At 72.7% G+C, this 25,160-nt stretch carries 21 protein-coding genes; 11 read left to right on the top strand and 10 right to left on the bottom strand.

The window, feature by feature from the left end; all coding sequences use genetic code 11:
- Positions 1–15: 15 nt before the first annotated feature.
- Complete coding sequence (locus AC6EI4_RS02845) at positions 16–1,785, bottom strand: DUF429 domain-containing protein (protein WP_498419945.1); 1,770 nt, start codon at positions 1,783–1,785, stop codon at positions 16–18.
- Positions 1,786–1,874: 89 nt separating this feature from the next.
- Between AC6EI4_RS02845 and AC6EI4_RS02840 the strand changes: the two genes are divergently transcribed.
- Together AC6EI4_RS02840 and AC6EI4_RS02835 are read left to right on the top strand one after the other, a co-directional pair.
- Positions 1,875–4,676 carry a cation-translocating P-type ATPase gene (locus AC6EI4_RS02840; RefSeq protein WP_498450507.1) on the top strand — a complete coding sequence of 934 codons (2,802 nt, stop codon included), beginning with the start codon at positions 1,875–1,877 and terminating at the stop codon, positions 4,674–4,676.
- A gap of 135 nt (positions 4,677–4,811) precedes the next feature.
- Entirely contained in the window at positions 4,812–5,993 is a 1,182-nt protein-coding gene (locus AC6EI4_RS02835; RefSeq protein ID WP_498419948.1) for a fatty acid desaturase family protein, read from the top strand.
- 173 nt (positions 5,994–6,166) lie between these two features.
- Here the strand turns inward: AC6EI4_RS02835 and AC6EI4_RS02830 are convergent, their stop codons facing one another.
- On the bottom strand, positions 6,167–6,592 hold the full coding sequence (locus AC6EI4_RS02830) for a VOC family protein (RefSeq protein ID WP_498450506.1): 426 nt from the start codon (positions 6,590–6,592) through the stop codon (positions 6,167–6,169).
- Between the two features lie 271 nt (positions 6,593–6,863).
- On the opposite strand from AC6EI4_RS02830, the gene AC6EI4_RS02825 reads away from it, so the two are divergent.
- Positions 6,864–7,997, top strand: coding sequence for an acyl-CoA dehydrogenase family protein (locus AC6EI4_RS02825; protein WP_498450574.1), 1,134 nt, complete (start codon positions 6,864–6,866; stop codon positions 7,995–7,997).
- 81 nt (positions 7,998–8,078) lie between these two features.
- On the opposite strand, the gene AC6EI4_RS02820 is transcribed toward AC6EI4_RS02825, so the two are convergent.
- Positions 8,079–10,766, bottom strand: coding sequence for an immune inhibitor A domain-containing protein (locus AC6EI4_RS02820; RefSeq protein ID WP_498450505.1), 2,688 nt, complete (start codon positions 10,764–10,766; stop codon positions 8,079–8,081).
- Positions 10,767–11,243: 477 nt separating this feature from the next.
- Between AC6EI4_RS02820 and AC6EI4_RS02815 the strand changes: the two genes are divergently transcribed.
- A complete protein-coding gene (locus tag AC6EI4_RS02815; RefSeq protein ID WP_498419954.1) occupies positions 11,244–11,468 on the top strand; it encodes a hypothetical protein in 225 nt (74 codons plus the stop codon).
- 39 nt (positions 11,469–11,507) lie between these two features.
- Here the strand turns inward: AC6EI4_RS02815 and AC6EI4_RS02810 are convergent, their stop codons facing one another.
- Both AC6EI4_RS02810 and AC6EI4_RS02805 read right to left on the bottom strand, forming a co-directional pair.
- Complete coding sequence (locus tag AC6EI4_RS02810; RefSeq protein WP_498419956.1) at positions 11,508–12,788, bottom strand: RNA polymerase sigma factor; 1,281 nt, start codon at positions 12,786–12,788, stop codon at positions 11,508–11,510.
- A complete protein-coding gene (locus tag AC6EI4_RS02805; RefSeq protein WP_498419958.1) occupies positions 12,761–13,180 on the bottom strand; it encodes a YciI family protein in 420 nt (139 codons plus the stop codon). The genes AC6EI4_RS02810 and AC6EI4_RS02805 overlap by 28 nt, the downstream gene beginning before the upstream one ends.
- A gap of 124 nt (positions 13,181–13,304) precedes the next feature.
- Here AC6EI4_RS02805 and AC6EI4_RS02800 point away from each other — a divergent pair, with 124 nt between their 5' ends.
- Complete coding sequence (locus tag AC6EI4_RS02800) at positions 13,305–13,475, top strand: hypothetical protein (protein WP_498450504.1); 171 nt, start codon at positions 13,305–13,307, stop codon at positions 13,473–13,475.
- A gap of 26 nt (positions 13,476–13,501) precedes the next feature.
- Here the strand turns inward: AC6EI4_RS02800 and AC6EI4_RS02795 are convergent, their stop codons facing one another.
- Entirely contained in the window at positions 13,502–13,873 is a 372-nt protein-coding gene (locus tag AC6EI4_RS02795; RefSeq protein WP_498450503.1) for a hypothetical protein, read from the bottom strand.
- A gap of 135 nt (positions 13,874–14,008) precedes the next feature.
- Here AC6EI4_RS02795 and AC6EI4_RS02790 point away from each other — a divergent pair, with 135 nt between their 5' ends.
- Genes AC6EI4_RS02790 through AC6EI4_RS02775 form a run of 4 tightly spaced genes read left to right on the top strand, consistent with a single transcriptional unit; the run spans position 14,009 to position 18,005 of the window.
- Entirely contained in the window at positions 14,009–14,488 is a 480-nt protein-coding gene (locus AC6EI4_RS02790) for a helix-turn-helix transcriptional regulator (RefSeq protein WP_498450502.1), read from the top strand.
- A 10-nt stretch (positions 14,489–14,498) separates the two neighbouring features.
- Positions 14,499–14,912 carry a VOC family protein gene (locus AC6EI4_RS02785; RefSeq protein ID WP_498419964.1) on the top strand — a complete coding sequence of 138 codons (414 nt, stop codon included), beginning with the start codon at positions 14,499–14,501 and terminating at the stop codon, positions 14,910–14,912.
- Positions 14,913–14,919: 7 nt separating this feature from the next.
- Entirely contained in the window at positions 14,920–17,301 is a 2,382-nt protein-coding gene (locus AC6EI4_RS02780) for an ATP-binding cassette domain-containing protein (protein ID WP_498450501.1), read from the top strand.
- 32 nt (positions 17,302–17,333) lie between these two features.
- Complete coding sequence (locus AC6EI4_RS02775) at positions 17,334–18,005, top strand: class I SAM-dependent DNA methyltransferase (RefSeq protein WP_498450500.1); 672 nt, start codon at positions 17,334–17,336, stop codon at positions 18,003–18,005.
- A 124-nt stretch (positions 18,006–18,129) separates the two neighbouring features.
- On the opposite strand, the gene AC6EI4_RS02770 is transcribed toward AC6EI4_RS02775, so the two are convergent.
- Positions 18,130–18,513 carry a VOC family protein gene (locus AC6EI4_RS02770; protein WP_498450499.1) on the bottom strand — a complete coding sequence of 128 codons (384 nt, stop codon included), beginning with the start codon at positions 18,511–18,513 and terminating at the stop codon, positions 18,130–18,132.
- Between the two features lie 221 nt (positions 18,514–18,734).
- Here AC6EI4_RS02770 and AC6EI4_RS02765 point away from each other — a divergent pair, with 221 nt between their 5' ends.
- Together AC6EI4_RS02765 and AC6EI4_RS02760 are read left to right on the top strand one after the other, a co-directional pair.
- On the top strand, positions 18,735–20,414 hold the full coding sequence (locus AC6EI4_RS02765) for a hypothetical protein (protein ID WP_498450498.1): 1,680 nt from the start codon (positions 18,735–18,737) through the stop codon (positions 20,412–20,414).
- A 17-nt stretch (positions 20,415–20,431) separates the two neighbouring features.
- A complete protein-coding gene (locus AC6EI4_RS02760; protein ID WP_498450497.1) occupies positions 20,432–22,618 on the top strand; it encodes an Ig-like domain-containing protein in 2,187 nt (728 codons plus the stop codon).
- Positions 22,619–22,685: 67 nt separating this feature from the next.
- Here AC6EI4_RS02760 and AC6EI4_RS02755 read toward each other — a convergent pair whose 3' ends face one another.
- From AC6EI4_RS02755 to AC6EI4_RS02745, 3 genes are all read right to left on the bottom strand, one after another.
- On the bottom strand, positions 22,686–23,918 hold the full coding sequence (locus tag AC6EI4_RS02755) for an RNA polymerase sigma factor (protein WP_498450496.1): 1,233 nt from the start codon (positions 23,916–23,918) through the stop codon (positions 22,686–22,688).
- The gene (locus AC6EI4_RS02750) at positions 23,915–24,307 is read right to left on the bottom strand and encodes a YciI family protein (RefSeq protein WP_498450495.1); all 393 of its coding nucleotides are present in this window, start codon (positions 24,305–24,307) and stop codon (positions 23,915–23,917) included. The genes AC6EI4_RS02755 and AC6EI4_RS02750 overlap by 4 nt, the downstream gene beginning before the upstream one ends.
- A gap of 102 nt (positions 24,308–24,409) precedes the next feature.
- On the bottom strand, positions 24,410–25,120 hold the full coding sequence (locus tag AC6EI4_RS02745) for a class I SAM-dependent methyltransferase (RefSeq protein ID WP_498450494.1): 711 nt from the start codon (positions 25,118–25,120) through the stop codon (positions 24,410–24,412).
- Positions 25,121–25,160 lie beyond the last annotated feature (40 nt).

Raw genomic sequence — 25,160 nt, 5'->3', positions numbered from 1 at the left:
CCAGGTGCGGCGCCCTCAGCCGATCAGCTTCTCCAGCCGCGCCTGCAGCAGCGGCACCCGGTGGGAGTTGCCGTGCAGGTGCACGTAGCGCTCGCCGTACGCCGCGAGCAGGGCGTCGTCGAGGCGGCGTACGGCGCCGGGTGGGTAGCGGTAGCCCATCCGCTCGTTGATCGAGGCGCTGTCCACACCCGCCAGCAGCTGGGCCAGCTCGTCGAGGGAGGTGATCCCCAGCTCCAGCAGCAGCCCGGAGACCCAGGCGTAGTGGTCGGTGCGCGACCAGCCGGCGTCGGCGTACTTGCCGGCCAGGAACGCGGCCAGGTCCTGGGCGCTGATCCGCGGGTCGTCGACGTCCTCGGGCTCGCCGCGCTGGTCGGTCATCGACTCCTGCAGCCGGTCGCGGATCATCGAGAACTCGCGGTCGGCCAGCTCGAGCAGGCCGGCGGCCAGCGTGAAGCGCCGGTCCAGGTCGGGCGCGTGCTCGGCCGGGACCGAGCCCTTGTAGCGGATGTCGTGCTCGAACTCGGCCCACGCGTGCTGCAGCACCGTGCGCACCTGGACCGACGCGGCCCGGCCCACCAGCGGCTCGTAGGCCGGCGGCGTGGGACGCGCCGGATCGAGCGCGACCAGCAGGTGTCGGCTGGCATAGCCGAAGCGACCCTCGCTGGCCGTCTCCTGGCCCATGTCACGGTCGTCGAGCACGCTGAGCTGGTCGGAGAGCAGATCGGCCACCGCGGCCACGTCGCTGTGCAGGTAGGCGATCACCCGCACCCCGATCAGGTCGGTGATCTGCGTCAGCGGGTCGGTGTAGAGCCGCCGGCCGTCCACGGTGCGCTCCGCCTTCGCCGCGAACGAGGCCAGGCTCTTGGTGCGCCCGGCCACGCTGAGGTAGTTGATGCCGGCGTCGTCGAGCAGCGTGGTGATCAGCGCGACGTAGCGCTCGGTCGCCGCCTCCAACTGCGGGCGCATCGCGGCGTAGGCCTTCACCGCCCGCCGGGCGACCTCCTCGGGCGGTGGCGTCACCACCCGGGGCTCGCGCTTGGTGGGTCGGTGCCCCTCGGGCAGCGTGGGGGTGACGATGTAGCCGGTGGCGTAGTCGCCGTACGTCGTGACGCCGGCCGGGCGGCGCTCGGCGTACAGGGCGACGTAGGCGCACACGACCGCGTCGACCTGGTCCTCGGCACGGCGCAGGTCGGCCTTGCGCTCGGCGGCCACGACGCCCGCACGCAGCGAGCCCCACGCCTGGTCGGGCCCGTCGAGGAGGAGCGGGACCTCGGCGTCGGCCAGGTCCTCGAGACAGTCCATCAGCCGCAGCAGCTCGTCGCGCAGCAGCGCGAAGGGGCGACCGGGCTTGTTCTTGTACTTCAGCGTCCGCCCGAGGCGGAACAGCGCCACCGTCGCCGGGTGCGGGTAAACCTCGATCGCGCGCCGCGACGAGGTGGACTCGGGGTCCATGTCGAGGTCCAGCAGCTGCGCCAGGCGGGCTCCGCGCGGCTGCGGGCTCAGCTCCGCCTTGGCGGTGTTGACCGGGTGGGCACCGGCGTCGAAGCGGGCGAAGTCGCGGTTCAGCGCGGCCTCCGCGGGCCGGTTGCCCGTCGCGTTGGTGACCACCAGCGGCGCGTCGATCGCCACCAGGCAGCCGTCGGCGACGTACGGCGCGAGCGCGGCCGCGATCGCCTCGTCGGGCCCCTGCGCCGACAGGTGGACCAGCCGACCCTCGGCGTCCAGCGCGGCCACTCCGGTGGGCCGCTTCTCCCCCCATGCGAGATCCACGCCCACGAAGTACATGGGATCAGCCTGCCCTATCGCGTCGGCGCATGACGCGCACACCCGTCGAAGGGGCTGACCCGGCCACGGCACAGGAGCACACTGGGCTCATGCGGTCAGCGACGCCGTCCGGCACCGACCAGCAGGGCGCCCCCGCCCCTGCCTGGCACACGCTCGACGCGGCGTCGGTGGCGAGCGAGCTGGAGGTCGACCCGGCCACCGGGCTCAGCAGCGAGGAGGCGCAGCGCCGACTCGCCCGGGACGGGCCCAACCAGCTCGACGAGGCGCCCCGTGAGCCGCGCTGGCGTGCGTTCCTGCGCCAGTTCCAGGACCTGCTGATCCTCATCCTGCTGGCCGCCGCCGGGGTCAGCCTGGTGGTCACCCGGGAGATCGAGACGCCGATCGCGATCGCCGTGGTCGTGCTGCTCAACGCCACCATCGGCTTCGTGCAGGAGTCGCGCGCCGAGGCGTCGCTGGCCGCGCTGCGCGAGATGGTGGTGACCACCGCGCGGGTACGACGCGACGGCCGGCAGGTGAGCGTGGCCTCCACCGACCTCGTCGTCGGCGACGTGATCGCGGTCGAGGCCGGCGACCGGGTGCCCGCCGACGCCCGGCTGCTGGCGGCGGTCTCGCTGGAGGTGCAGGAGTCCGGCCTGACCGGTGAGGCCCAGCCGGTGGCCAAGGACGCACGCGCCGCCGTCGGTCCCGACGCGCCGCTGGCCGACCGGGTCACCTGCCTGTACCTGAACACCGCGGTGACCCGCGGCCGGGGCGAGGCCGTGGTCACCGCCACCGGGATGGCCACCGAGACCGGCCGGATCGCCGACCTGCTGCACGGCGCCGAGCCCGGGGCGACCCCGCTGCAGAAGCAGATCGACGCGCTGAGCCGCAGCCTCGCGGTGCTCTCCGCGGTGGTGATCGTGGTGGTGCTGGCCCTGGGCCTGGCCCGCGGCCAGGACTTCGGCGACCTGTTCGTCACGGCCGTCTCGCTGGCCGTCGCCGCCATCCCCGAGGGCCTGCCGGCGGTGGTCGCCTTCACCCTGGCGATGGGCACCGGCCGGCTCGCCCGGCGCGGCGCGATCGTGAAGCGCCTGGCCTCGGTGGAGACGCTGGGCAGCACCTCGCAGATCTGCACCGACAAGACCGGGACCCTGACCCTCAACCAGATGACCGCGCGGGTGGTGCTGCATGCGGGGCGCCGGTTCACGGTCTCCGGGGAGGGCTACTCCACCGACGGGCGGGTCCGCTCGACCGACGGCGACGCGCTGCCCGCGTCCCTCGACGACGCCGTACTGGCGCTGGCGCTGTGCACCGACGCCGCCCTGCAGGGCGACGCCGTGGTCGGCGACCCCACCGAGGGCGCGCTGGTGGTGCTGGCGGAGAAGGCCGGCTACGACGTCGCGGCGATCCGGCAGGCGCGGCCGCGAGTGCTGGAGGTGCCGTTCGACTCCGCGCACAAGTTCATGGCCACCTTCCACGCCTGGGTGGACGCCGAGGGCGCGCCGATCGTGCGGTGTTTCGTCAAGGGCGCGCCCGACGTGCTGCTGCGCCGCTCCGACTCGGTCCTCGGCCCGAGTGGCGCCGTGCCCCTCACCGACGCCGACCGAACCGCGATCGCGGAGCAGAACGACGACCTCGCCGCCCAGGGGCTGCGGGTGATCGCCGTCGGCATCGAGGACTTCCCCGCCGCGGGCTTCCCCACCGCCGACACCTCCGAGGCGGGCTTCGACCCCAAGACGATGCTCGACCGGCTCCAGCTGGTCGCGCTGGTCGGCATCGTCGACCCGCCGCGTCCCGAGGTGCGCGCCGCGATCGCCGAGTGCCACGACGCCGGGATCCGGGTCCGGATGATCACCGGCGACCACGCGGTGACCGCCGGCGCCATCGCCGGCGAGCTGGGCATCGGGGGCCGCGCGGTGACCGGCGCCGACCTGGACGCGGTGCCCGAGCCGGACCTGGGCACCTGGCTCGAGGACGTCGGAGTGGTGGCCCGGGTCTCCCCCGAGCACAAGATCAGGATGGTGCGGGCGCTGCAGGAGCGCGGCGACGTGGTCGCGATGACCGGCGACGGGGTCAACGACGCCCCGGCGCTGCGCCGCGCCGACATCGGGGTCGCGATGGGGATCACCGGCACGGAGGTCACCAAGGAGGCCGCCACGATGGTGCTCACCGACGACAACTTCTCCACCATCGTCCGGGCCGTGCGCGAGGGCCGCGGGATCTACGACAACATCGTCAAGTTCACGATGTTCCAGATCTCCACCGCACTCGGGTTCGTGCTCACCTTCCTGGTCGCCTCGCTGACCGGGCTCGCCGGGGGTGCGCCGTTCACCGCCCTGCAGATCCTCTTCGTGAACCTGGTGATGGACGGCCCGCCCGCGATGTCGCTGGGCGTCGACCCGGTCAGCGAGGACGCGATGACCCGGCCGCCGCGACCCGCCCGCGAGCGGATCCTGAGCACGGCCAGGCTGCTGCCGATCCTGGTGGCCAGCGTGGTGATGGCGCTCGGCACGCTGGCGGTGCTGGAGTGGGGACCGGGTCCCGAGCCGGAGCTGGGCGAGGCGAGCACCGCCGCGACGATGGCGTTCGCGACGTTCGTGTTCTTCCAGGTCTTCAACCTGCTCAACGTGCGCCACCTCCAGCGCAGCGTCTTCCGCCGCGAGACCCTGGAGAACACCTCGGCGTTCGTGGCCACCGCGGTCGTCGTGGTGCTGCTGGTGCTGCTGGTGGAGATGGATGTGCTGCACGGGCTGCTGACCACCACCGACCTCACCTCGGGGCAGTGGCTGGCGGCGCTGGGCATCGGCTCGACCGTGCTGTGGATCGCCGAGATCGGCAAGCTGCTACGCCGGCTGCCCGTCCTCAACCGGTCCGCAGGCTCGGGCGCCGGCTCCGCTCGCCCCCCGGCGTGATCCCCACCGAGGCCGTTCTCCGGGCCGAGAGGTGTTCGCCTTGCCGCGGTGGGGAAGACTAGTGGGGATGGAGGCCCGCTCGCCCCGACCCCGACGGGTACCGAGCCGGCCCGCGCCACCGTCACGAGGAGCCACATGACCGCCCTGCAGAAGAAGCCCGACAACCAGGTCGCGCACCTGAGCGCCGAGGACGTCGAGGAGCTCGGCCGGCAGCTCGACGCGATCCGCCAGGACGTCCTGGACAGCCGCGGCGAGCGCGACGCGGCGTACATCCGTCGCGTCATCGACGTGCAGCGCAAGCTCGAGCTCGGTGGCCGGGCGCTGCTGCTGGCCGGCGCGTTCCGCCCCGCGTGGGTGCTCGGCACGGGTGCCCTGGCGCTGGCCAAGATCCTGGACAACATGGAGATCGGCCACAACGTGCTGCATGGGCAGTGGGACTGGATGCGCGACCCCAAGATCCACTCGACCACCTGGGACTGGGACCACGCCTCGTCGCCCGAGCAGTGGAAGCGCGCCCACAACGAGGTGCACCACACCTACACGAACATCCTCGGCAAGGACAACGACCTCGGCTACGGGATCATGCGCGTCGACGAGGACCAGCCCTGGCAGCCCCGCTACCTCGTGCAGCCGGTGTGGAACCTCGTCAACGCCTGCATCTTCGAGTACGGCATCGCGATGTACGACATCGAGTTCGGCGACCACCTGCGCCAGGGCAAGGGGATCACTCCCGAGCTGAAGGGGCGCATCAAGCAGGCGCTGCGCAAGGCCGGCAAGCAGGTCGCCAAGGACTACCTGATCCACCCGCTGCTGTCCGGGCCGGGCTGGCGGCGGACCCTGGCCGCGAACGCCACCGCCAACCTGATCCGCAACGTCTGGTCGCACTCGGTGATCATGTGCGGGCACTTCCCCGAGGGCGTCGAGACCTTCGAGCAGGCCGAGCTCGACGAGCGCGAGACGCGCGGCGAGTGGTACCTGCGCCAGATGCTCGGCTCCGCCAACGTCTCCGGACCGCCGCTGCTGCACCTGCTCACCGGCAACCTGTCCCACCAGATCGAGCACCACCTCTTCCCCGACCTGCCCAGCAACCGCTACGGCGAGATCGCCCCCCGGGTGCAGGCGCTCTTCGAGCGCTACGGGCTGCGCTACCACTCCGCGCCGCTGCCCCAGCAGGTCGCCTCCGCCTGGCACAAGGTGCTGCGGCTCTCGCTTCCCAACGGCTGGCTCGCCGATCTCACCCCCGCCACGGCGCCGGCGCAGCTGGCAAAGCTCGCCCGGATGACGCTGGGTCAGCAGGGGGTGGTGGGGGCGGCGTGATGCGTGGGGCTGTGGCTTTCACGAGTTAACTCGTGAAACCCGCACTTCCCACACGTTGCAACGCGTGGGAAGTGCGGGTTCCGTGTGGCCAGTACGACGCAGGCACGCCCGCCGCCCGTACGACGCAAGCACCCCCGCCGCCCCGTACGACGCGGGCACGCCGGGCGACGGGCCTACGCGGGGGCGCCCATGCCGATGTTCACCATCCAGGCGACGCCGAACTTGTCGGTGCACATCCCGAACTCGTCGCCCCAGACCTGCTTCTCCAGCGGGGCGGTGATCTCGCTGCCCTCGCTGAGCCCGGCCCACCACCGACGCAGGTCGTCGCCGTCCTCGCCGTCGAAGCCGGCGAGGCTGACCGTGAGGTTGTTCCCGGGTCGGAACTCCTCCCCGGGGGGCATGTCGGAGCCCATCAGCGTCAGGCCGGCCGGCGTCTCCAGCGAGCCGTGCATGATCTGCGCGGCGAAGGCCTGATCGCTCGTGCCGTACTCCGCGAACGTGTGCAGCTCGAGGGTGCCGCCGAGGACCTGCTGGTAGTGGGTCATCGCCTCCCGGGCCGTGCCGGGGAAGTTGAGGTAGGGGGTCAGCTTCGTGCTCATCGGATTCCGTCCTCTCGCAGGTGGGCGCCGCCGGGGCGTGGTCATCACCGGTGTCGACCGCGCCGATCACCCGAACTCATCGCCGCGGCTGCCCCTGGGCGGTGCGCACCACCGGTTCGGGCCGCGTACCCCTTGGCCCGGCGCCTGCGCCCCACGACACTGTCGCCATGCCCAGCGCCGAGTCCGCCACCCCCGCCGCCACCCGTCCCCCCGCCCAACCCTCCACCCATCCCCCGCCCAACCCGCCGTCGACGCCGACGACTTCGCCGAGATCCTCGCCCAGACCCGCTCGTTCGTGCGCGAGCGTGTGGTGCCGCGCGAGCTGGAGATCATGGAGACCGACGCGATCCCCGACGACCTGCGCGAGCAGGCCGCGCGGATGGGGCTGTTCGGCTACGCCCTCGGTCAGGAGTGGGGCGGCCTGGGGCTCGACCTGACCCAGGACGTCGACCTCGCGATGGAGCTCGGCTACACGTCCCTGGCGCTGCGCTCCATGTTCGGCACCAACAACGGCATCGCCGGACAGGTGCTCGTCGGCTTCGGCACCCGCGCCCAGCAGGAGGAGTGGCTCGAGCGGATCGCCGCGGGCGAGGTGGTGGCGTCGTTCGCGCTGACCGAGCCCGGCGCCGGGTCCAACCCGGCCGGCCTGCGCACCCGCGCCGTACGCGAGGGCGACGAGTGGGTGCTCGACGGCGACAAGCGGTTCATCACCAACGCCCCGATCGCGGACCTGTTCCTGGTCTTCGCCCGCACCCGCCCCGCCGACGAGCACGGCACCGGCATCGCGGTCTTCCTGGTCCCGGCGGACACGCCCGGCCTCTCCATCGGTCCCAAGGACCGCAAGATGGGCCAGGAGGGCGCCTGGACCGCCGACGTGCACCTCGACGGCGTACGGCTGCCGGCAAGCGCGCTGGTCGGGGGCGACGAGGACGCGGGCTACCGCGCGGCGATGACGTCGCTGGCCCGGGGCCGCATCCACATCGCCGCGCTGGCGGTGGGCGCCGCCCAGCGGGCCCTCGACGAGTCGGTCGCCTACGCCGCGCACGCCACCCAGGGCGGTACGCCGATCGGCGACTTCCAGCTGGTGCAGGCGATGATCGCCGACATGCAGACCGGCGTGATGTCGGGCCGCGCCCTGGTGCGCGAGGCGGCCCGGCTCTACGTGAGCGGGGAGGACCGGCGCATCGCCCCGTCGGTGGCCAAGCTGCACTGCACCGAGATGGTGGGCCGGGTCGCCGACCTGGCGGTGCAGGTGCACGGCGGCACGGGCTACATGCGCGAGGTGGCGGTCGAGCGGATCTACCGCGAGGTGCGACTGCTGCGCCTCTACGAGGGCACCAGCGAGATCCAACGGCTGATCATCGGCGGCGGGCTGGTCCGCGCCGCCCAGCGCGCCACTCGCTGAACGCCGCCCGCTGAACGCGCGTGAGGCGCCGGCCCCCGAGGGGACCGACGCCTCACGACCGAGCGAATCGACGGGTGCCGATCAGCCCTTCTTCGGGGCGACGATGTTGATCAGCGCCGCCTCGTTGCCCATCAGGGCCATCTTCACGGTGACCCGGGTTCCGTAGGAGACCCCGTCGTCGACCGGGTTGCCGGTCCCCAGCGGCGTCGCCAGGCCGATGTTCTGGCCGTAGTAGTCCGGCAACGGGTTGCCCTGGGCGTCCACGACCCGCGTCGAGTACGGCGCGTTGCCGAAGGACGGCACCACCACCGACGCGTCGGCGTCGCGGTAGAACAGCTGCCCACCCTCACGGACCTCCAGGCCCGGGTACCAGCCCAGGTCGTCGGTGAACGAGCGCACCGCCTGCAGCGGCTTGAAGAAGGTGCACTCCTCGACGCTCAGGTCCGCCGAGGTCACGCACTCGCGGAACGAGTAGGTCCGCTGCAGGCCGAACGCCGCGTTGGACGACTGCACCCGCGACGGCACGTTCTTCAGCGTCGTGGGGTCCAGCGCGGCCGCGGCACCGGTACGGCGCAGCGGGTCGTAGTGGCTGTCCACGATCAGCAGACCACCCTTGGCGCCCTCACTGGGCAGCGTGGTCAGGTTGTTCAGCACGTGGTTCGCGTCGCCGTACGCCGTGTCGCGGTACCAGACCAGGGCACCGGGAGCGTTGTACTTGATCTTCTCGACCTTCCACGACCCGTCCGCGCTCTGGTAGGTCGTGTCGTAGGCGTACTTCAGGCCCTCGTCGAACCCGTCGAAGTTGCGCCACTCGACCAGGTAGTACTGCGCCTGCGAGCTGGTGCCGGTGTCGATGACCCAGCCCTCGCCCAGCGCCTCCCCGTCGACGAAGGTGCCCCGCTGAGCGGTCCAGCCGTTCTCGCCGGACTCCACGTCGTCGGACCAGACGGTCTCGCCGCCGGCCGTCAGCGAGAAGTCGTCGGCGAACCAGCCGCGCTCGGTGAACGCCGCGTCGGTGGCCTGCATCAGCCGCAGCTGCACCGTGCTGCCCGCGTACGCCGAGAGATCGACGTAGTCGTGGCGCCAGCCGCCGGAGGAGCCGGTGAGGCCGTACTTGCGCCCACCCATCGAGGCCAGGTTGCCGTTCGGGTCGGGGTAGCCGTCGGGGGTGCTGACCTCGGCGCCCGCCTCGTCGTACACCTTGAGCTGGCTCCAGGTCGTCCCGCCGTCGGTGGAGACCTCGACGAAGCCGTAGTCCCAGTCCTGCTCGATCACGTAGTTGTTCCACATCCAGAACCTCGCGTCAGCGGCGTCCGGGACGTCGACCGAGCGGGTGATGGTGTTCATCGCCCAGCTCTGGTCGTTGTTGCTCCACCACATGTTCTCGCCGCTGTGCGGCTCGGCCAGGGTGAGGGTCTTGTCGGGCAGGTTGATCTTGACGCCGTCCTGGGTGCCCTTGAGCGGCCGCGAGTTCTGGCCGACCAGCACCGTCCGGGAGCGGTCCCCGGGGTTGACCTCGAGCGGGTCCACCCAGCCGAGCATGTACTTGTCCCACAGGCCCATGTGCGTGGGCATCGACTGGAAGATCGGGCCGGCGTGCGAGCCGGACGACATCAGGTCCCAGAAGTCGACGTCGGAGTCGCCACCGCTGGCGGTGTCGTAGAGGTCCGGCAGACCGAGGTCGTGACCGTACTCGTGGGCGAAGACGCCGACGCCGGAGTCCTCGGGCTGCACGATGTAGTTGGACAGCCGCAGGTCGGTGCCGGGGATGCTGGCACCGCCGGGGACGGCCGAGGAGTGCGCCCACAGCGCGTAGGTGCCCTCGGTGCCGCCGCCGCCGGACTTGTCGGCACCGGCGTGCACCAGCACGACGTGGTCGATGACGCCGTCGGGCTCGTAGTAGTTGCCGTCGCCGTCGCGGTCGCCCTGGTCCTCGATGTCGTAGTCGGCCCACGGGAAGTCGGGGTCGGACTCGGCCAGCGCGGCCACGGCGTCGATCGGGAGCTGGCCCGCGCCGAGCTCGTTGTCGGGGTGGCCCTGCATGTCCTGCACGGCGCCGGCCTCGTAGACGCCCTCCGCGTTGGGGTGGCACACCGACGCGCCGTACCAGCCCTCGGAGTGGTCGACCTTGACCCACGGGGTGGCCTCACCGTCGACGGTGTAGGCGCCCTGCGACATCTCCTCGTACATGTTCTTCATCGTGTAGCCGGAGATGTCGATGCCCTTGCGCCCGTCGGGGCCGCGCAGGTCGGGGCGGATCCGCTTGGTGATCCCCCGCTCGGTGTAGAGCATCTTGTTGTAGTGCTCGGAGGAGAAGTCCTCCACCCACATCGAGTTGTTGTCGGGCATGCTGCCCTCGGCCGGGTTCTCGATGTTGTTGTGCAGCGGCCCGTTCTGGACCGATCCGGGCTGGCACTCGGTGGCGCCGTACTCGGTCGGGACCATGACGTCGGTGAAGTCGTCGTTGGCCTGCTCGTTGAACTCGACCAGGATCGTCAGGAGCTTGGCCTCCTGGGTCTTCTTGGCCTTCTTGAAGCGGGACTTGAAGTAGTGCGGCGACTTGCCGGTGCGGATCGACTTCGCCTCCAGCCGCGCGAGCTCGCGGGCGGCGACCGGGTTGCCCTGCGCATGCTTGGCGTCGAACTTCATCGCCTCGGCGATGGCCTCCTCGCGCTGGGCGGCGGCCTTGGCGCCCTTGCGGACGCGCGAGTCGGACCCGAATGCCTTCTCGACCTGGGGTGCGACGTAGTTGATGTAGCTCTCCGACACCGCTGGGGCGTCGGTGGGGCTCGTCGTGTCGTCCTGCGATGGAGCGGCACTGGTGCTCACGCCGGTCGATGCGAGACCGGTCACGACGAGGGCCAGGGCTGGGGCAGCCACGGCCAGACGGAAACGAGAGGCACCGCTACGACGGTGAGCCATCTCTTCCCCCTTTCGGCCCGGATCAGCGGGCGGGGACGGGCGGAAGAGCGCAAGGAGGACCGATGCGCCCGAGAACACGCCGGAGATGATCCGGCGGTTGTTCCGGGTCGTGCTGCCTCCGAGTCGTGCCGCGTCAGTCTGCACCAGGAATTCGCGCTTGGGGAGAGCGGAAGCCGGACAACTTGGCGAAGATCCACCGAATGCGGGAAAACGTCATGCGTTCGTCACACAGCGGGCAGTGCGGGGGCCCCGGGCGCCGGACTTGATTCCGGGTCGACAATGGAGGTGCAAGCCCACGCCATTCGACGAAGGGGAGAGAACGCATTGTCGCTTGCCGCCCAGCACACCCAGGTCGACCTGAGGGACGCGGTGCTCCGCGCGATCCACGAAGGCTCCTGGTCGCAGATGGAGATCCTCACCGATCTCGCTGAGCTCCACTTCGAGCGCGCCCACGTCCTGGCCACTCTTTGGGAGATGGTGGACGACGGCACGCTCATCTACCACGCCGAGGACGTCTTCCCGACGTTCCGCCCCGCCTGCTGCGGCTGATCCGCCCCCAGGGGTACGCCGCAGCACACCGTCGCCGGCTCAGCGGCCGTCGACGAGTTTGCGCCGCAGGAGCCGTCGCTCAGGCTCGCTGACGCACAGGCGCACGGCGCTCTCGAGCTCGGTCCGCGCCTCCTGGACCCGGCCCAGCCGGGTGAGCAGCTCGGCCCGCACGCTCGGGAGCAGGTGCGACCCGGGCAGAGCGCCTGCGGCGGCCAGCTCGTCGACGATCCGCAGGCCGGCGGCCGGACCCTGTGCCATCGACACGGCCACCGCACGGTTGAGGTCCACGACCGGCGACTGTGCCAGGTGCCCGAGGATCTCGTAGAGCAGCACGATCCGCGCCCAGTCGGTGGCCGCCACCGACCCGGCGACCGCGTGGCACTCGGCGATCGCGGCCTGCACGCCGTACGCCCCCAGGCCGCGACCGGTCTGCCCGGCCTGGGTCAGGGCCGCGCGGCCGCGGCCGATCGCGCTGCGGTCCCAGCGCCGCCGGTCCTGGTCCTCGAGGAGCACCGGCTCGCCGTCCTCGTCCAGCCGGGCGGGGAAGCGAGCCGCGGTGAGCTCCAGCAGCGCCAACAGCCCGTGCGTCTCGGCGACGTCGGGCACCAGCCGAGCGAGGATCCGCGTCAGCCGGATCGCCTCGCGGGCCAGGTCGTGGCGGATCCACTCGCTGCCGCCGGTCGCCGAGGCGCCCTCGGTGAAGAGCAGGTAGAGCACGCTCAGCACCGAGCCGAGCCGCTCGCGCCGCTCCTCGGTCGTGGGGACGGCGAACGGGATCCGGGCGGCCGCGAGCGTCTTCTTCGCGCGGGTGATCCGGGCCTGCACCGTGGCGGTGGGGACCAGGAAGGCCCGAGCGATCTCGTCGCTGGTCAGGCCGCCGAGCACGCGCAAGGTCAGCGCGACCTGAGCCTCCCGGGGGAGCACCGGGTGGCAGGCGACGAACATCAGCGCCAGCACGTCGTCGTCGATCCGGTCGGGATCCCACGGCACGTCGTCCGGGCCCGGACCGTCGCCCTCACCGGCCCGGGCGAGGGCGGCGTAGCGCTCGTCGAGGGCCGCGCGGCGCCGGAAGGCGTCGATGGCGCGGCGCCGGCTGACGGTGAGCAGCCAGCCGGTCGGGTTGCCCGGGACGCCGTCGCGCGGCCAGCTGACCAGCGCCTCGGCGAGCGCCTCCTGCGCCAGGTCCTCGGCCAGCGCGAAGTCGCCGGTGTAACGGGCCAGGGTGCCGACGATGCGGGCGGAGTCGATGCGCCACACCGCCTCGACGGCGTCCCGGCCGCGGCGCGGGGTGTCTACAGTTGGCCGGTCGCCTCGCGCCATGCCCGCTCCTTCTGGACCCAGACGTTGTCCTGCGGGAACTCGTCGATGCTGGCGACGCGCCGGATCTCGGTCTTCATGCCGGGGCCGGCCATCGGCGCGCGCTTGGCCCACTCGACCGCCTCCTCCTGCGAGGCCACGTCGAGGACCCAGAACCCGCCGAAGAGCTCCTTGGTCTCGCCGTACGGGCCGTCGGTGACCACCGGCGGCTGGCTGGCGTAGTCGACGACCACTCCCTTGGCGGCGTCGTCGAGGCCCTCGGCCGCGACCAGCACGCCTGCCGAGACCATCTCGTCGTTGAACCGCCCCATGGTGTTCAGGATCTCGTCGAAGTCGACGTTCTCGAAGGCCGCCATGGACTCGTCGTCGGCGCGCATGATCAGCATGTACTTCATGGTCTGCTCCTGTGTCCGGGGCCCGGGGTGGACCCTCTCCACCCAAGGTCGAACGGGGGACGCGAGAATCGACACCGACAGTCCACCTCGCGCATCACCTCAGGGACAAGGCAGAGGAGCCCAGATGTACTTCGACAACAAGCCGTGCGTGGTCTGCGGGAGCGAGGTCCGGCTGCGCAGCCACCGCACCCCCGGCCCCGGCGACCCGGACGGGACCGTGGACGACCGGGTGTGCACCAACACCGAGTGCGAGACCAACCAGCCGGGCAGGTCCGCGGACGCGCCCACGCCCTAGCCTCAGCCGGTCGCCCAGCCGGGCGATCAGCAGCGGGGGATGGACGACCTGCTGATCGAGCCGCCGAGACCGCCGACGGTGACCTCGGAGATGCCGGTCCCGACCACGTCCCCACGCTTCAGCCGCAGTGCCTTCACCCCCGACCACGCGCCGCGCGGGGCGCGGACCTTGACCTGGGTCTGCTGGTCGCCTCGGTGGCGGTAGACCATGGCGATGTGGGCGTGCTTGGCCGCCCGGTTGTCCAGACGGACCTTGACCCGCAGGTCGCCGCCGGCCAGCGGCACCTTGCAGACCTGGACCTTCGCGCCGTGCACCGTCAGGGAGGTGCCCCAGGCGGCCTGGGCGGACGGAGCGACGAGCACCCCGGCGGCGAGGACGGACGTCAGCGCCGAGGTCACCAGCGTCAGTCGCAGGCGCGAGCGGGCCGGGGCAGCGTGGACGGCGGCAGTAGGGACAGCGACAGAGTGGGATCGAGGCATGTCCGGCGACACTACCGGTCCGGCACGTGCCTTCTGGCCGCGCCGCGTGGCACGATGCGTGAGGTGAACGCGAGGCCCGCCGAGACCCCGGCCCAGGCCCAGCGCCTGCGGGACCTGGTGACGCTGCGCCGGGTCCGGGACCGGATCGACCGCGACTACGCGCAGCCGCTCGACGTGGAGGCGCTCGCGCGCGGCGCCCACATGTCCGCGGGCCACCTGAGCCGCGAGTTCCGTCGCGCATTCGGGGAGTCGCCGTACTCCTACCTGATGACGCGGCGCATCGAGCGCGCGATGGCGCTGCTGCGCCGTGGCGACCTGTCGGTCACCGAGGTCTGCTTCGCGGTCGGCTGCTCCTCGCTCGGCACGTTCAGCACCCGGTTCAGCGAGCTGGTCGGGATGCCGCCGAGCACCTATCGCCGAGAGGCGGGGCGCACGACCGAGGGGATGCCCTCGTGCGTCGCGCAGCGGGCCACCCGCCCGGTCCGGACCAGACCGGTCAGGAATCGAGAAGCGCACGGCCCGGGAGGTCCCTAGCGTGGCCGGCATGGACCTCACCATCCACTCCGCCTTCCTCCCCCACGACGACCCGGACGCCGCGCTGGCGTTCTACCGCGACCTGCTCGGCTTCGAGCTGCGCAACGACGTCGGCTACCAGGGCCTGCGCTGGCTCACCGTCGGCCCGGTCGGCCAGCCCGACACGAACCTGGTGCTGCACCCTCCGGTCGCCGACCCCGGCGTCACCGAGGAGGAGCGGCGGGTGATCAGCGAGATGATGGCCAAGGGCACCTACGCCATGCTGACCCTGGCCACCCCTGATCTCGACGCCACCTTCGCCCGCCTGCAAGCCAGCGAGCACGCCGAGATCGTCCAGGAGCCCATCGACCAGCCCTACGGCATCCGCGACTGCGCCGTGCGCGATCCCTCCGGCAACCTGATCCGCATCAACCACGTGAGATAGGGGCTCCATGAGCACGACGACGGGGCAGCACCCGGCCGACAGCCACGACCTGATCCGGGTGCAGGGCGCGCGCGAGAACAACCTCAAGGACGTGCACGTCGAGATCCCCAAGCGCCGGCTCACGGTGTTCACCGGGGTCTCCGGCTCCGGCAAGAGCTCCCTGGTCTTCGCCACCATCGCCGCGGAGTCGCAGCGGATGATCAACGAGACCTACAGCGCCTTCGTGCAGGGGTTCATGCCGACGTTGGCCCGCCCCGAGGTGGACCGGCTGGAGGGGCTGACCACCGCGATCATCGTCGACCAGGAGCGGATGGGCGCGAACCCGCGCTCGACGGTCGGCACCGCCACCGACGCCAACGCGATGCTGCGCATCCTGTTCAGCCGGCTCGGGTCGCCGCACGTGGGCCCGCCCACGGCGTACTCCTTCAACGTCCCGACGCGGCGGGCCAGCGGCGTGATGTCGACCGACAAGGGCACCCACGTCGAGCGCAGCGTGGTCCGCGAGCAGGTCTACCTGGGCGGCATGTGTCCACGCTGCGAGGGCATGGGCAACGTCAGCGACATCGACCGCACCGCGCTCTACGACGCGAGCCGGTCGCTCAACGACGGCGCGCTGACCATCCCCGGCTACTCCATGGACGGCTGGTACGGGCGGTTGTTCGAGGGCGCCGGGCTGCCGATGGACACCCCGATCGAGAAGTTCACCAAGAAGCAGCTCGACACGATGCTCTACGCCGAGCCGACCAAGCTCAAGGTCGACGGCATCAACCTGACCTTCGAGGGGATCATCCCGAAGATCCAGAAGTCGATGCTGTCCAAGGACCCCGAGGCGATGCAGCCGCACGTGCGCCGCTTCGTCGAGCGGGCAGTGACCTTCCAGCGGTGTCCCGAGTGCGAGGGCACCCGGCTCACGCCCGAGGCCCTGTCCTCGCGGATCGAGGGCAGGAACATCGCCGAGCTCTGCCAGCTGCAGATCAGCGACCTCGCCGAGTGGGTCCGGGCCCTCGACGAGCCGTCGGTCGCGCCGCTGCTCACGGGCCTGCAGCACCTGCTGGACTCGTTCACCGCGATCGGGCTGGGCTACCTCTCCCTCGACCGGTCGGCCGGGACGCTGTCGGGCGGCGAGGCCCAGCGCACCAAGATGATCCGCCACCTGGGGTCGTCGCTGACCGACGTCACCTACGTCTTCGACGAGCCGACGATCGGGCTGCACCCCCACGACATCGAGCGGATGAACCAGCTGCTGCTGCAGCTGCGCGACAAGGGCAACACGGTGCTGGTGGTCGAGCACAAGCCCGAGACGATCGCCATCGCCGACCACGTGGTCGACCTGGGTCCGGGCGCGGGCAGCGGCGGCGGCGAGGTCTGCTTCGAGGGCAGCGTGGCGGGGCTGCGCGGCAGCGACACCGTCACCGGGCGCCACTTCGACGACCGGGCCACGCTGCGCGAGGAGCTGCGCTCCCCGTCCGGCCGGCTCTCGGTGAAGGGGGCCTCCACCCACAACCTCCAGGACGTGAGCGTGGACATCCCGCTGGGGGTGCTGTGCGTGATCACCGGGGTCGCCGGCTCCGGCAAGAGCTCGTTGATCCATGGCTCGGTGGCCGGGCGCGACGGCGTGGTCGTGGTCGACCAGGGCGCGATCCGCGGCTCGCGGCGCAGCAACCCCGCGACGTACACCGGTCTGCTCGAGCCGATCCGCAAGGCCTTCGCCAAGGCGAACGGCGTGAAGCCCGCGCTGTTCAGCTCGAACTCCGAAGGCGCCTGCCCGACCTGCAACGGGGCGGGGGTGATCTTCACCGAGCTCGGGGTGATGGCGACGGTGGAGTCGCCGTGCGAGGAGTGCGAGGGCCGGCGCTTCCAGGCCGCGGTGCTGGAGTACACCCTCGGCGGCAAGAACATCGCCGACGTGCTGGACCTGTCGGTCACCGACGCCGCGGCCTTCTTCGCCGAGGGCGAGGCGCGCACGCCGGCGGCCCACAAGATCCTCGCGCGGCTCGAGGACGTCGGGCTGGGCTACCTCAGCCTCGGGCAGCCGCTGACCACCCTGTCCGGCGGCGAGCGACAGCGGCTCAAGCTCGCCAGCCAGATGGCGGAGAAGGGCGAGGTCTACATCCTCGACGAGCCCACCACCGGCCTGCACCTGGCCGACGTGGCGAACCTGCTCGCGCTGCTGGACCGCCTCGTCGACTCCGGGAGATCGGTGATCGTGATCGAGCACCACCAGGCCGTGATGGCGCACGCCGACTGGATCATCGACCTCGGCCCCGGGGCCGGCCACGAGGGTGGTCGGATCGTCTTCGAGGGCACCCCCGCGGACCTGGTCGCCGGCCGATCGACCCTGACCGGCGAGCACCTGGCGACCTACGTGGGGGAGCCGACGCACCGCTGACGGCCTCGCCCCGCCCGTGTCATCATCCGAGGATGACGTCCTCAGCGTCGGGTTCCGCGGATCTGCGCGGTGTCCGGGCCGCCTACGACACGGTGGCGCGCGACTATGCCCGCCACCTGCCCGACACCCGCGCCGAGGCGGCGCCGGACCTGGCCATGGTCGACGCGTTCGTCGCCGCGGTGACGGCGGAGGCTGAGCCGCGCGTCCTCGACGCCGGGTGCGGTGCCGGCCGGATGAGCCGGTACCTCAGCGACCGCGGCTGCCGGGTCGACGGGGTGGACCTGTCGCCCGGGATGGTGGGGATGGCCCGCCGCGCGCATCCCGACCTGGCGTGCGCGGTGGGCTCGGTGACCCGGCTGCCCTACCGAGACGCCCAGTTCGCCGGCGTCCTGCTCTGGTACTCGATCATCCACACCCTGCCGGGCGACGTGGCGGGCATCTTCACCGAGGCGGCGCGGGTGCTGCGCCCCGGCGGCCACCTGCTGGTCGGCTTCCAGACCGGCGAGGGCAGCCGCGACGTGTCGGAGGCCTATCGGCGCCTCGGTCACGAGATCCGGCTGGAGCGCCACTGCTACCCGCCGGACCAGATCGCGGCGCACGTGCGGGCGGCCGGGCTGCGCGAGGTCAGCCGGCTGGTGCGCGCGGCCCAGGGCACGGAGAGGGACGGCCAGGCGTTCGTACTGGCCCGCGCGGACACGGCCTGACCTCGACCGGCGACCGTTCGGAAGGAAAACTCCCGACGGATCCGGCGGTTCCACGCGCGAAGCGCCGCCGGGCGGGCGGCGTTTTCCTTCTGAACGGTCGCATCCCACCCCCGGCGACGCCCCGTCAGTCGGCCACCCACTGCACCAGCTGCCAGACCAGCCCGTTGCCGTCGGCGAACTGGCAGTAGCGCTCGCCCCACGGCTCGGTCTCGGGCGCGGTGACGACCCGCGCCCCGCTGGCCGCGATCCGGGCGAACTCGGCATCGACATCCTCGACGACGAAGACCAGCAGGGTGCCCTGGCCGGCCGGGCCGGCGATCTCCGGCGGCCGGAAGCTCTCCAGCCCGGTGCGCAGGAAGATCACGTTCACCCCAGCGGTCGGGTGGGACAGCGACACGAAGCCCTCGGCGGACATCGCCTCGGTGAAGCCGAGCTGGTCACGGGCGAACCCGGCGGACGCCTCGACGTCGGCGACGTTGAGGGAGATGGCGGTGGAGGTGATCTTCACGGCGGGCTCCTCGGCGGCGGTTCGTCCCGGTCCGAGCGGCGGTGACCGGACCGAACCAGCAGCGTGCCCCACAGGCGCGCCCGCGTCACCCCTCCTCCGGGAGTGAGATCGGCGCACGGCGGAGAAGAAAGTTTGGTTAGGCTAACCTTCCTTCGCGCGCCTCGGATGGGCGCGCCGGCCGCATCACCCCTCACCCCATCCCCTCAGAGAGTCATGCCCTGATGTCCCTTGGACGCCCTCGTTCCTCACCGCTCCTGCTCACCCTCGCCCTCGCCGTCGCCCTGGCCGGCCTGCTCACGCCGGCACCGGCCTCCGCCCGGCCGGACAACGGCGTACGCATCCGCACCGTCGACCGCACGGTCGGCGACGACCGCCAGGTGAGCGTGGCCCTGCGCTGCGCAGGCAAGCGGGTCTGCGCCGGCACCGCCCGCCTCACCTCGAAGAGCACCACCGGCCAGCGCTCGACCGCGACGCGGCGCTTCACCGTGCGTGCGGGCCGCACCGCGTCGGTCACCCTGCGCCTGCGCCCCGGCCAGCTCGCCCGGCTGACCAAGAGCGGCAGCCTGCGCGCCACGCTCAAGGTGCGCCAGCAGCGGCCGGCGGCGCGCACCCTGACCCGGGTGGTGACGCTGACCCGCGCCAGCACGCCCCAGCCGACGCCCCAGCCCGAGCCCCAGCGCGAGTACTCCATCGCCTACCGCGAGCGGAACTGGACGCCCACCGCGTACGACACCTGCACCGCCGAGCTGCACGCCAGCTACCAGGCCGTCGGCCCGGACCAGAAGATCTACCCGACCTGGCACCCGGCCCAGGTCGTCGACCCGGCCACCGGTGAGCTCTGCACGTTCGGCCACGAGCACGGTACGGACCCGGCCACCTCCGACATCTATGACTGGGTCACGGACTTCTACGCCCCCGAGGGCGGCACCACGGCCAAGGGCCTGCCCTTCGGCTACGTGAGCGAGGCGCTCGCCGACTACGGCCACCACCACGCGGGCATGGCCATGCGCCACGAGGACAACGGCGGCCACAAGGTCTTCGTCGCCAACGACGTCAAGCTGCTCACCGCCGAGCGGGACTGGCTGCTCGACCCCGCCGGCGAGCCGGTGGTCTGCGACTACCTGATCAAGCAGCACCAGGGCAGCTGGAGCCCGGACGCGACCAGCAACAACGCCCACGAGTCGTTCTTCGCCACCCGCTGCACCGACGGCACCGAGCTGATCTCGACCGGGCTGACCCGCTTCGGCGACCCCAACGAGTTCCACCGCTCGTGCGCGCCGGCCACCGCGGTGACCACCGTCGGCTCCAAGCTGCCGGACGGCACCGGCGGACGCCGGATCATCCCCGACGCCGGCTGCGTCACCGCCCACGCCACCGGCGAGACGGCCAGCCAGTGGGGCATCTACGAGCTGTGGGAGTCGAGCACCCAGATCACCGCGGCCGACGGCACCGTGCTCGCCTTCCACGACCCGTGGTTCGGCGTGCGCAACCCCAGCCGCTACTACGACCCGGCGCTCAGCACGGCGACCTCCAACGGCGTCGCGCGGACCCTCGACCTGGCCTGGGGCGCCAACCCGGCGACCGCCCACCCCTGGAGCCTGGTCGGCGACCAGGAGCCGTTCGACTGGCGCGACCCGCGCTCGCCGTTCTCCGGCTCCCAGCGCGACTTCTACCTCAACCAGGCCTACGTCTCGGCCTCGGTGAGCACGCCCCGGCTCTACACCGACCCGTACGGCGCCAACGCGACCACCACGCCGGGTCATGGCCTGATCGCCCAGCACCTGGTCCCCGGCACCGCCACCGGAACCGGCACGACGCTGGCATCGCAGAAGCTCGACGCGAACGCCGACCACGCCAAGGCTGCCGACGGCACCTCCAACGGCGTCCACGCCCCCAACTGACCCCGAACGGAACACCTGTGAGCACCACTCCCCCCTCCGTGCGCCGCGCCAGCCTGCTGGCGGTCGGCGCCCTGACCGCGGCCACGCTCGTGTCGTGGCCCGCCCAGGCGGCCCCCTCCGCCGCCGGGACTCCCCTGCCCGTCACCGAGGTCACCTGGGCCGGCGAGACCGGCGGCACCTTCGGCACCGCGCTCAGCCGTACCGCCTGCGACGTCAACGGCGACAACCGCGACGACGTCATCGTCGGCGACTGGGGCTGGGACCGCCCCGGCTACGTCGACACCGGCGCCGGCTACGTCCTGCTCGGCGGCGACGAGCTGACCGGCGGCGACGTGGCCGACTACGACGCCGCCCGCACCCGCCGCATCGACGGGCCGTCGCTCGAGGTCACCGGCGGCGCCTGGGTCGGCTGGTCGGCCTCCTGCCTCGGCGACGTCAACGGCGACGGGATCGAGGACTTCGCGCTCGGCTCCGGCAGCCGCAACTACCAGTCGGTGCACGTCATCCTGGGCGACCGGGACCTGCAGAGCATCGACCTCGACCACCTCGGCGCCCGCGGCTTCGTGATCAAGGACCCCGGCGCCGCGCTCAAGACCGACGCGCAGGGCCAGCCGGTGCTGGACGGCGCCAGCGACAACTTCGGGTTCGCCGTCGGCGCGGTCGGCGACCTCGACGACGACGGGCTGGACGACATCGGCATCGTCGACCTGCTCGCCGACCGCGACGGCCGCGCCAACTCCGGGCGGGTCTGGGTCGTGGCCGGCAGCAAGAGCGTGCGCAACGTGGACGTCTCCACCGACGCCGCGCGAGTGCTGTTCACCGTCGACGGCGCGGCCGCCAACAACCGGCTGGGCTCGGTCGCCGCGGGCGGCGACGTGAACGGCGACGGGGTCGACGACTTCGTGATGTCGAGCTACACCGCCACGCCCTGGGGCGCGAGTGCCCCCGTGGCCGGCGCGGCGTACGTCGTCTTCGGCGGCGCCGAGGCGGCGCGGCAGGTCGACCTGGCCGCCCTCGGCGAGGGCGGCTTCGAGATCCGCGGCCCGGCGCGCGGACGTGACCGGCTGGGCGTCTCGGTCGCGCCGGCCGGTGACGTCGACGGTGATGGCCTGGCCGACGTGGTCGTGGGCGCCGACGGCGTCTCCACCGCGGGCGCCCCGCGCTCGGGAGGAGCCGCGGTGGTGCTCGGCGCGCGGTCGACGGCCACCGTGCTGGTCGACCCGGCCGCGGCCGGCGCCACGGTCTTCACCTGCGCCGACGGCGCGAGCGAGCCGACCTGCGCGGGCTCCAGCGCGAGCCGGCGCGGCTACTGGATCGACGGCGCGAGTGACGGCGACAAGGCCGGCTTCACGGTCGGCTCGATCGCCGACGTCACCGGCGACGACGCTCCCGAGATCCTGATCGGCGCCCAGAGCGGCAGCCAGGGCACCTGGCTGGTGCACGGCTCGGCCACCACCGACCGGGTCAGCCTGGCGTGCCTGCCGGCTGAGGCCGGCCAGCTCCTCGGCGAGGGCCGGCCCTCCGCCCTCGGCGCGGCCGGAGACCTCGACGGCAACGGCACCGACGACGTCGTCGCCGGGGGCGGCAACGCCGTCTCGGCCTACCTGCTGGGCGCTGCGAAGACCGCCCCCGAGCCGGCGGCCCCCACGGTGGCCCCCACGGTGGCGCTGAGCCGCACCGAGGTCGGCTACGGCGGCGCCGCGGTCACGGCCACGGTGCGCGTGGACCACACCCTCACCGGTGACGTCGAGGTCCTCGTCGACGGGCGCAGCGTGGCGCGCGCGACGGTGCAGCACGGCAGCGCCACCGTGGCGCTGCCCCGGCGCCTGGCGGTGGGCCGGCACCGGGTGAGCGCCCGCTACCTGGGCGACGCGGAGCGCGAGCCGAGCGCCCCGTCGGCCGCGATCGTGCTGCGGGTGCGCAAGGCCGCGCTGGCCGGCACCCCGCGGGTCACCGTGCGCCGCGGCACGCCCGCCGTCGTGCGGGTCGTTCTGGGCCGGCTGGACAACGGCGGGCAGGCCGCCGGCCGGGTCCGGATCAAGGTCGGCGCGGTGAAGCGGGTCGTCCGGGTGACCACCGCCGCCCGCGGCCGGGTGCGGGTGACCTGGCCGCGCCGGGTGCGCACCGGCGCCGTGGTGCGGGTCCGCTACCTCGGCTCGCCCACCACCGCCCCGTCCCCGACCGTCACCCTGCGCGCCCGCTAACCCGGCCGCCCCCCTTACCGGCGGGTAACTGGAGGATCGCAGTCACCTGGTGCGTGGGATCCTCCAGTTACCCGCTGGTTGGTTTCCGGGTGAGGGCGGTGAGGCGGTTGTTGAGGTAGCGCTGCTCGGGCCGACTGCGGGTGAGGCCGGCCGCCCGGCGGTAGGCAGCCGGCGCCGCCGGGTCGCCGGCGAGCTCCAGCAGGTGCGCGTGCACGGCGTGCAGCCGGTGGTGGCCCTTCAGGGCCGGGTCGGCGAGCAGCGGCCCGACCATCTCCAGGCCGGCCTCGGGCCCGCGCACCATCGCCACCGCCACGGCCCGGTTCAGAGTCACCACCGGCCCGGGCGCCAGGTCGTGCAGCCGGGCGTAGAGCAGCGCGATCTGCGGCCAGTCCGTCGCGTCGTACGTCGGGGCCTCGGCGTGCACGGCCGCGATGGCTGCCTGCAGCTGGTAGGGCCCGAGGTGGCCGCGCGGGAGGGTGGCCTCGAGCAGGGCCACCCCCTCGGCGATCAGGTCGCGGTCCCAGCGGCCGCGGTCCTGCTCCGCCAGCGGCACCAGGTCACCGCGCGCGTCGACCCGCGCGGACGCCCGCGCCTGGGTGAGCAGCATCAGCGCGAGGGCTCCGGCGGCCTCGGCGTGGCCGGGGATCGCGCGCAGCACCAGCCGGGTGAGCCGGATCGCCTCGCCCGAGAGGTCGACGTCGACGAGCGCGCCGCCGGCGGTGCGCGTGTAGCCCTCGTTGAAGGTCAGGTAGCAGGCGTCCAGCGCGGCCGCGACCCGGGCCGGGAGCTCGGCGGCGTCGGGCAGCTCGAACCGGGCGCCGTGCGCACGCAGCGTGGCTCGGGCCCGGGTAAGCCGCTGGGTCATCGTGCGCGCCGGGACGAGGTAGGCCGCCGCGATCTCCTCGACGCCGAGTCCGGCCACCGAGCGCAGCGTCAGCGCGACCTGCGACGCACGGCTCAGCGCCGGGTGGCAGCACAGCAGGATCAGCCGCAGCGAGTCGTCCGCCTCGCTGGCAGGCGCCGGTGAGGCAGGCACGGCCAGGGCGGCGGCGCGCTGCTCGCGGCGCGTGCGCGCGGTCTCGGCGCGGACCCGGTCGACCAGGCGGCGGGAGGCGACGCGGATCAGCCATCCCCGGGGGTCTCGCGGCACGCCGGTGGCCGGCCACTGGACAAGGGCGGCCTCGACCGCCTCGCCGACGGCGTCCTCGCAGTCAGCGAGGTCGCCGTGGCGGCGCAGCAGCGCGGCGAGGACGTGCGGCGACTCGGCTCGCCACACGCCCTCGACGCGAGTGCGGCTCACCCCTCGTCGCCCCCGGGCCACATCGTCGGGCGCAGCTCGACGGTCTCACCGGGTCCGGAGAAGGAGGCCGCGACCTCCTCGGCGCGCGCCTGGCTCTCGACGTCGATGAGGAAGAAGCCGGCCAGGTGCTCCTTGGTCTCGGAGTAGGGCCCGTCGGTGGCCAGTGGGCCGTCGTCACCCCAGCGGTAGAGCCGGGCCGCGGCGGCGTCGCCGAGCGCCTCGCCGCCGACGAGCTCGCCGTTCTCCTGCAGGCGGGTGAGCTCGGCCTCGAAGGCGTCGTCGAGGCGCTTGCGCTCCTCGGCGGGCAGCGCCTGGAGCTCGGCGACGTAGTCCCCGGTGGGGTGTCCCCAGGGCTGGGGGTGGGAGTGGATCAGCAGGACGTACTTCATGGCCTCGTGCTCCTCGCGGTCCGCGACGGGTCCGTCCCGCCGTCACCGGTACGTCGGAACCGGCACCGCCGATGTCGACATCACCCGGCCACCCTCGCAGGCTCAGCCGGTACGGCGGGCGAGAAGCGTGGAGTCCGCGATGTCGACGTGGACGCCGTCGCGCACCGTCGAGCGGGGCCGCTGCTCGACCACCAGCACCTCGAAGTCGTCGGGCAGGGCCCCGAGCAGGTCCTCGGCGAGGAACATCGCGCGATGCTGGCTGGCGCTGAGGTGGGTGAACTCCTCGGAGGGGGCGTGGCCCACCACCAGCAGGTGCCCGCCGGGCGCCACCGCCTCGGTCAGCCGCCGCGTCACCTCGACCATGCCCCCGTCCGGCGGGTGCAGGAAGTGGGTGGTGACCAGGTCGAAGGTGCGCCCGCCCGCCTCGAACGTGCGAGCGTCGACCTGCCACCAGTCGGTGCGGTCGGCGACGCCGGCCTCCTCGGCGTGCCGGGCGGCGCGGGCCAGGCCGTTGGCGGAGAAGTCGGCGCCGGTGACCTGCCAGCCGTGCTGGGCCAGCCAGATCACGTCGCCGCCCTCGCCGCAGCCGACGTCGAGCGCGGTGCCCGGGGACAGCGCGGAGACCTCGGCGACCAGCTGCGGGTTGGGGTTGCCGCTCCAGATCTTCTCCTCGCCGGTGTAGCGCTCCTCCCAGCCCTCGGGCTCGAAGAAGGCGGCGGCCTCGTCCTCGTGCTGGTGCTCGTGCTGGTCCTGGTTCTGGTGCTCGTGCTGGTCCTGGTCCTGGTTCTGGCGCTCGTGCTGGTGCTCGCTCATCGGGGGTACCTCTCGTTCGTCCTCGACATCGTCGATGCCG

The sequence above is a fragment of the Nocardioides sp. Z43_10 genome (assembly GCF_059766615.1).
This window is presented reverse-complemented; position numbering and strand designations above follow the sequence as displayed.

What these genes read in the sequence shown, in the direction of transcription:
- AC6EI4_RS02775 (WP_498450500.1), top strand. Translation starts at nt 17,334, where the DNA reads ATGACGTCCTCAGCGTCGGGTTCCGCGGATCTGCGCGGTGTCCGGGCC.
- AC6EI4_RS02785 (WP_498419964.1), top strand. Translation starts at nt 14,499, where the DNA reads ATGGACCTCACCATCCACTCCGCCTTCCTCCCCCACGACGACCCGGAC.
- AC6EI4_RS02790 (WP_498450502.1), top strand. Translation starts at nt 14,009, where the DNA reads ATGCGTGAGGTGAACGCGAGGCCCGCCGAGACCCCGGCCCAGGCCCAG.
- AC6EI4_RS02840 (WP_498450507.1), top strand. Translation starts at nt 1,875, where the DNA reads ATGCGGTCAGCGACGCCGTCCGGCACCGACCAGCAGGGCGCCCCCGCC.
- AC6EI4_RS02830 (WP_498450506.1), bottom strand. Translation starts at nt 6,592, where the DNA reads ATGAGCACGAAGCTGACCCCCTACCTCAACTTCCCCGGCACGGCCCGG.
- AC6EI4_RS02805 (WP_498419958.1), bottom strand. Translation starts at nt 13,180, where the DNA reads ATGAAGTACATGCTGATCATGCGCGCCGACGACGAGTCCATGGCGGCC.
- AC6EI4_RS02845 (WP_498419945.1), bottom strand. Translation starts at nt 1,785, where the DNA reads ATGTACTTCGTGGGCGTGGATCTCGCATGGGGGGAGAAGCGGCCCACC.
- AC6EI4_RS02745 (WP_498450494.1), bottom strand. Translation starts at nt 25,120, where the DNA reads ATGAGCGAGCACCAGCACGAGCGCCAGAACCAGGACCAGGACCAGCAC.
- AC6EI4_RS02835 (WP_498419948.1), top strand. Translation starts at nt 4,812, where the DNA reads ATGACCGCCCTGCAGAAGAAGCCCGACAACCAGGTCGCGCACCTGAGC.
- AC6EI4_RS02765 (WP_498450498.1), top strand. Translation starts at nt 18,735, where the DNA reads ATGTCCCTTGGACGCCCTCGTTCCTCACCGCTCCTGCTCACCCTCGCC.
- AC6EI4_RS02780 (WP_498450501.1), top strand. Translation starts at nt 14,920, where the DNA reads ATGAGCACGACGACGGGGCAGCACCCGGCCGACAGCCACGACCTGATC.
- AC6EI4_RS02750 (WP_498450495.1), bottom strand. Translation starts at nt 24,307, where the DNA reads ATGAAGTACGTCCTGCTGATCCACTCCCACCCCCAGCCCTGGGGACAC.
- AC6EI4_RS02800 (WP_498450504.1), top strand. Translation starts at nt 13,305, where the DNA reads ATGTACTTCGACAACAAGCCGTGCGTGGTCTGCGGGAGCGAGGTCCGG.
- AC6EI4_RS02810 (WP_498419956.1), bottom strand. Translation starts at nt 12,788, where the DNA reads ATGGCGCGAGGCGACCGGCCAACTGTAGACACCCCGCGCCGCGGCCGG.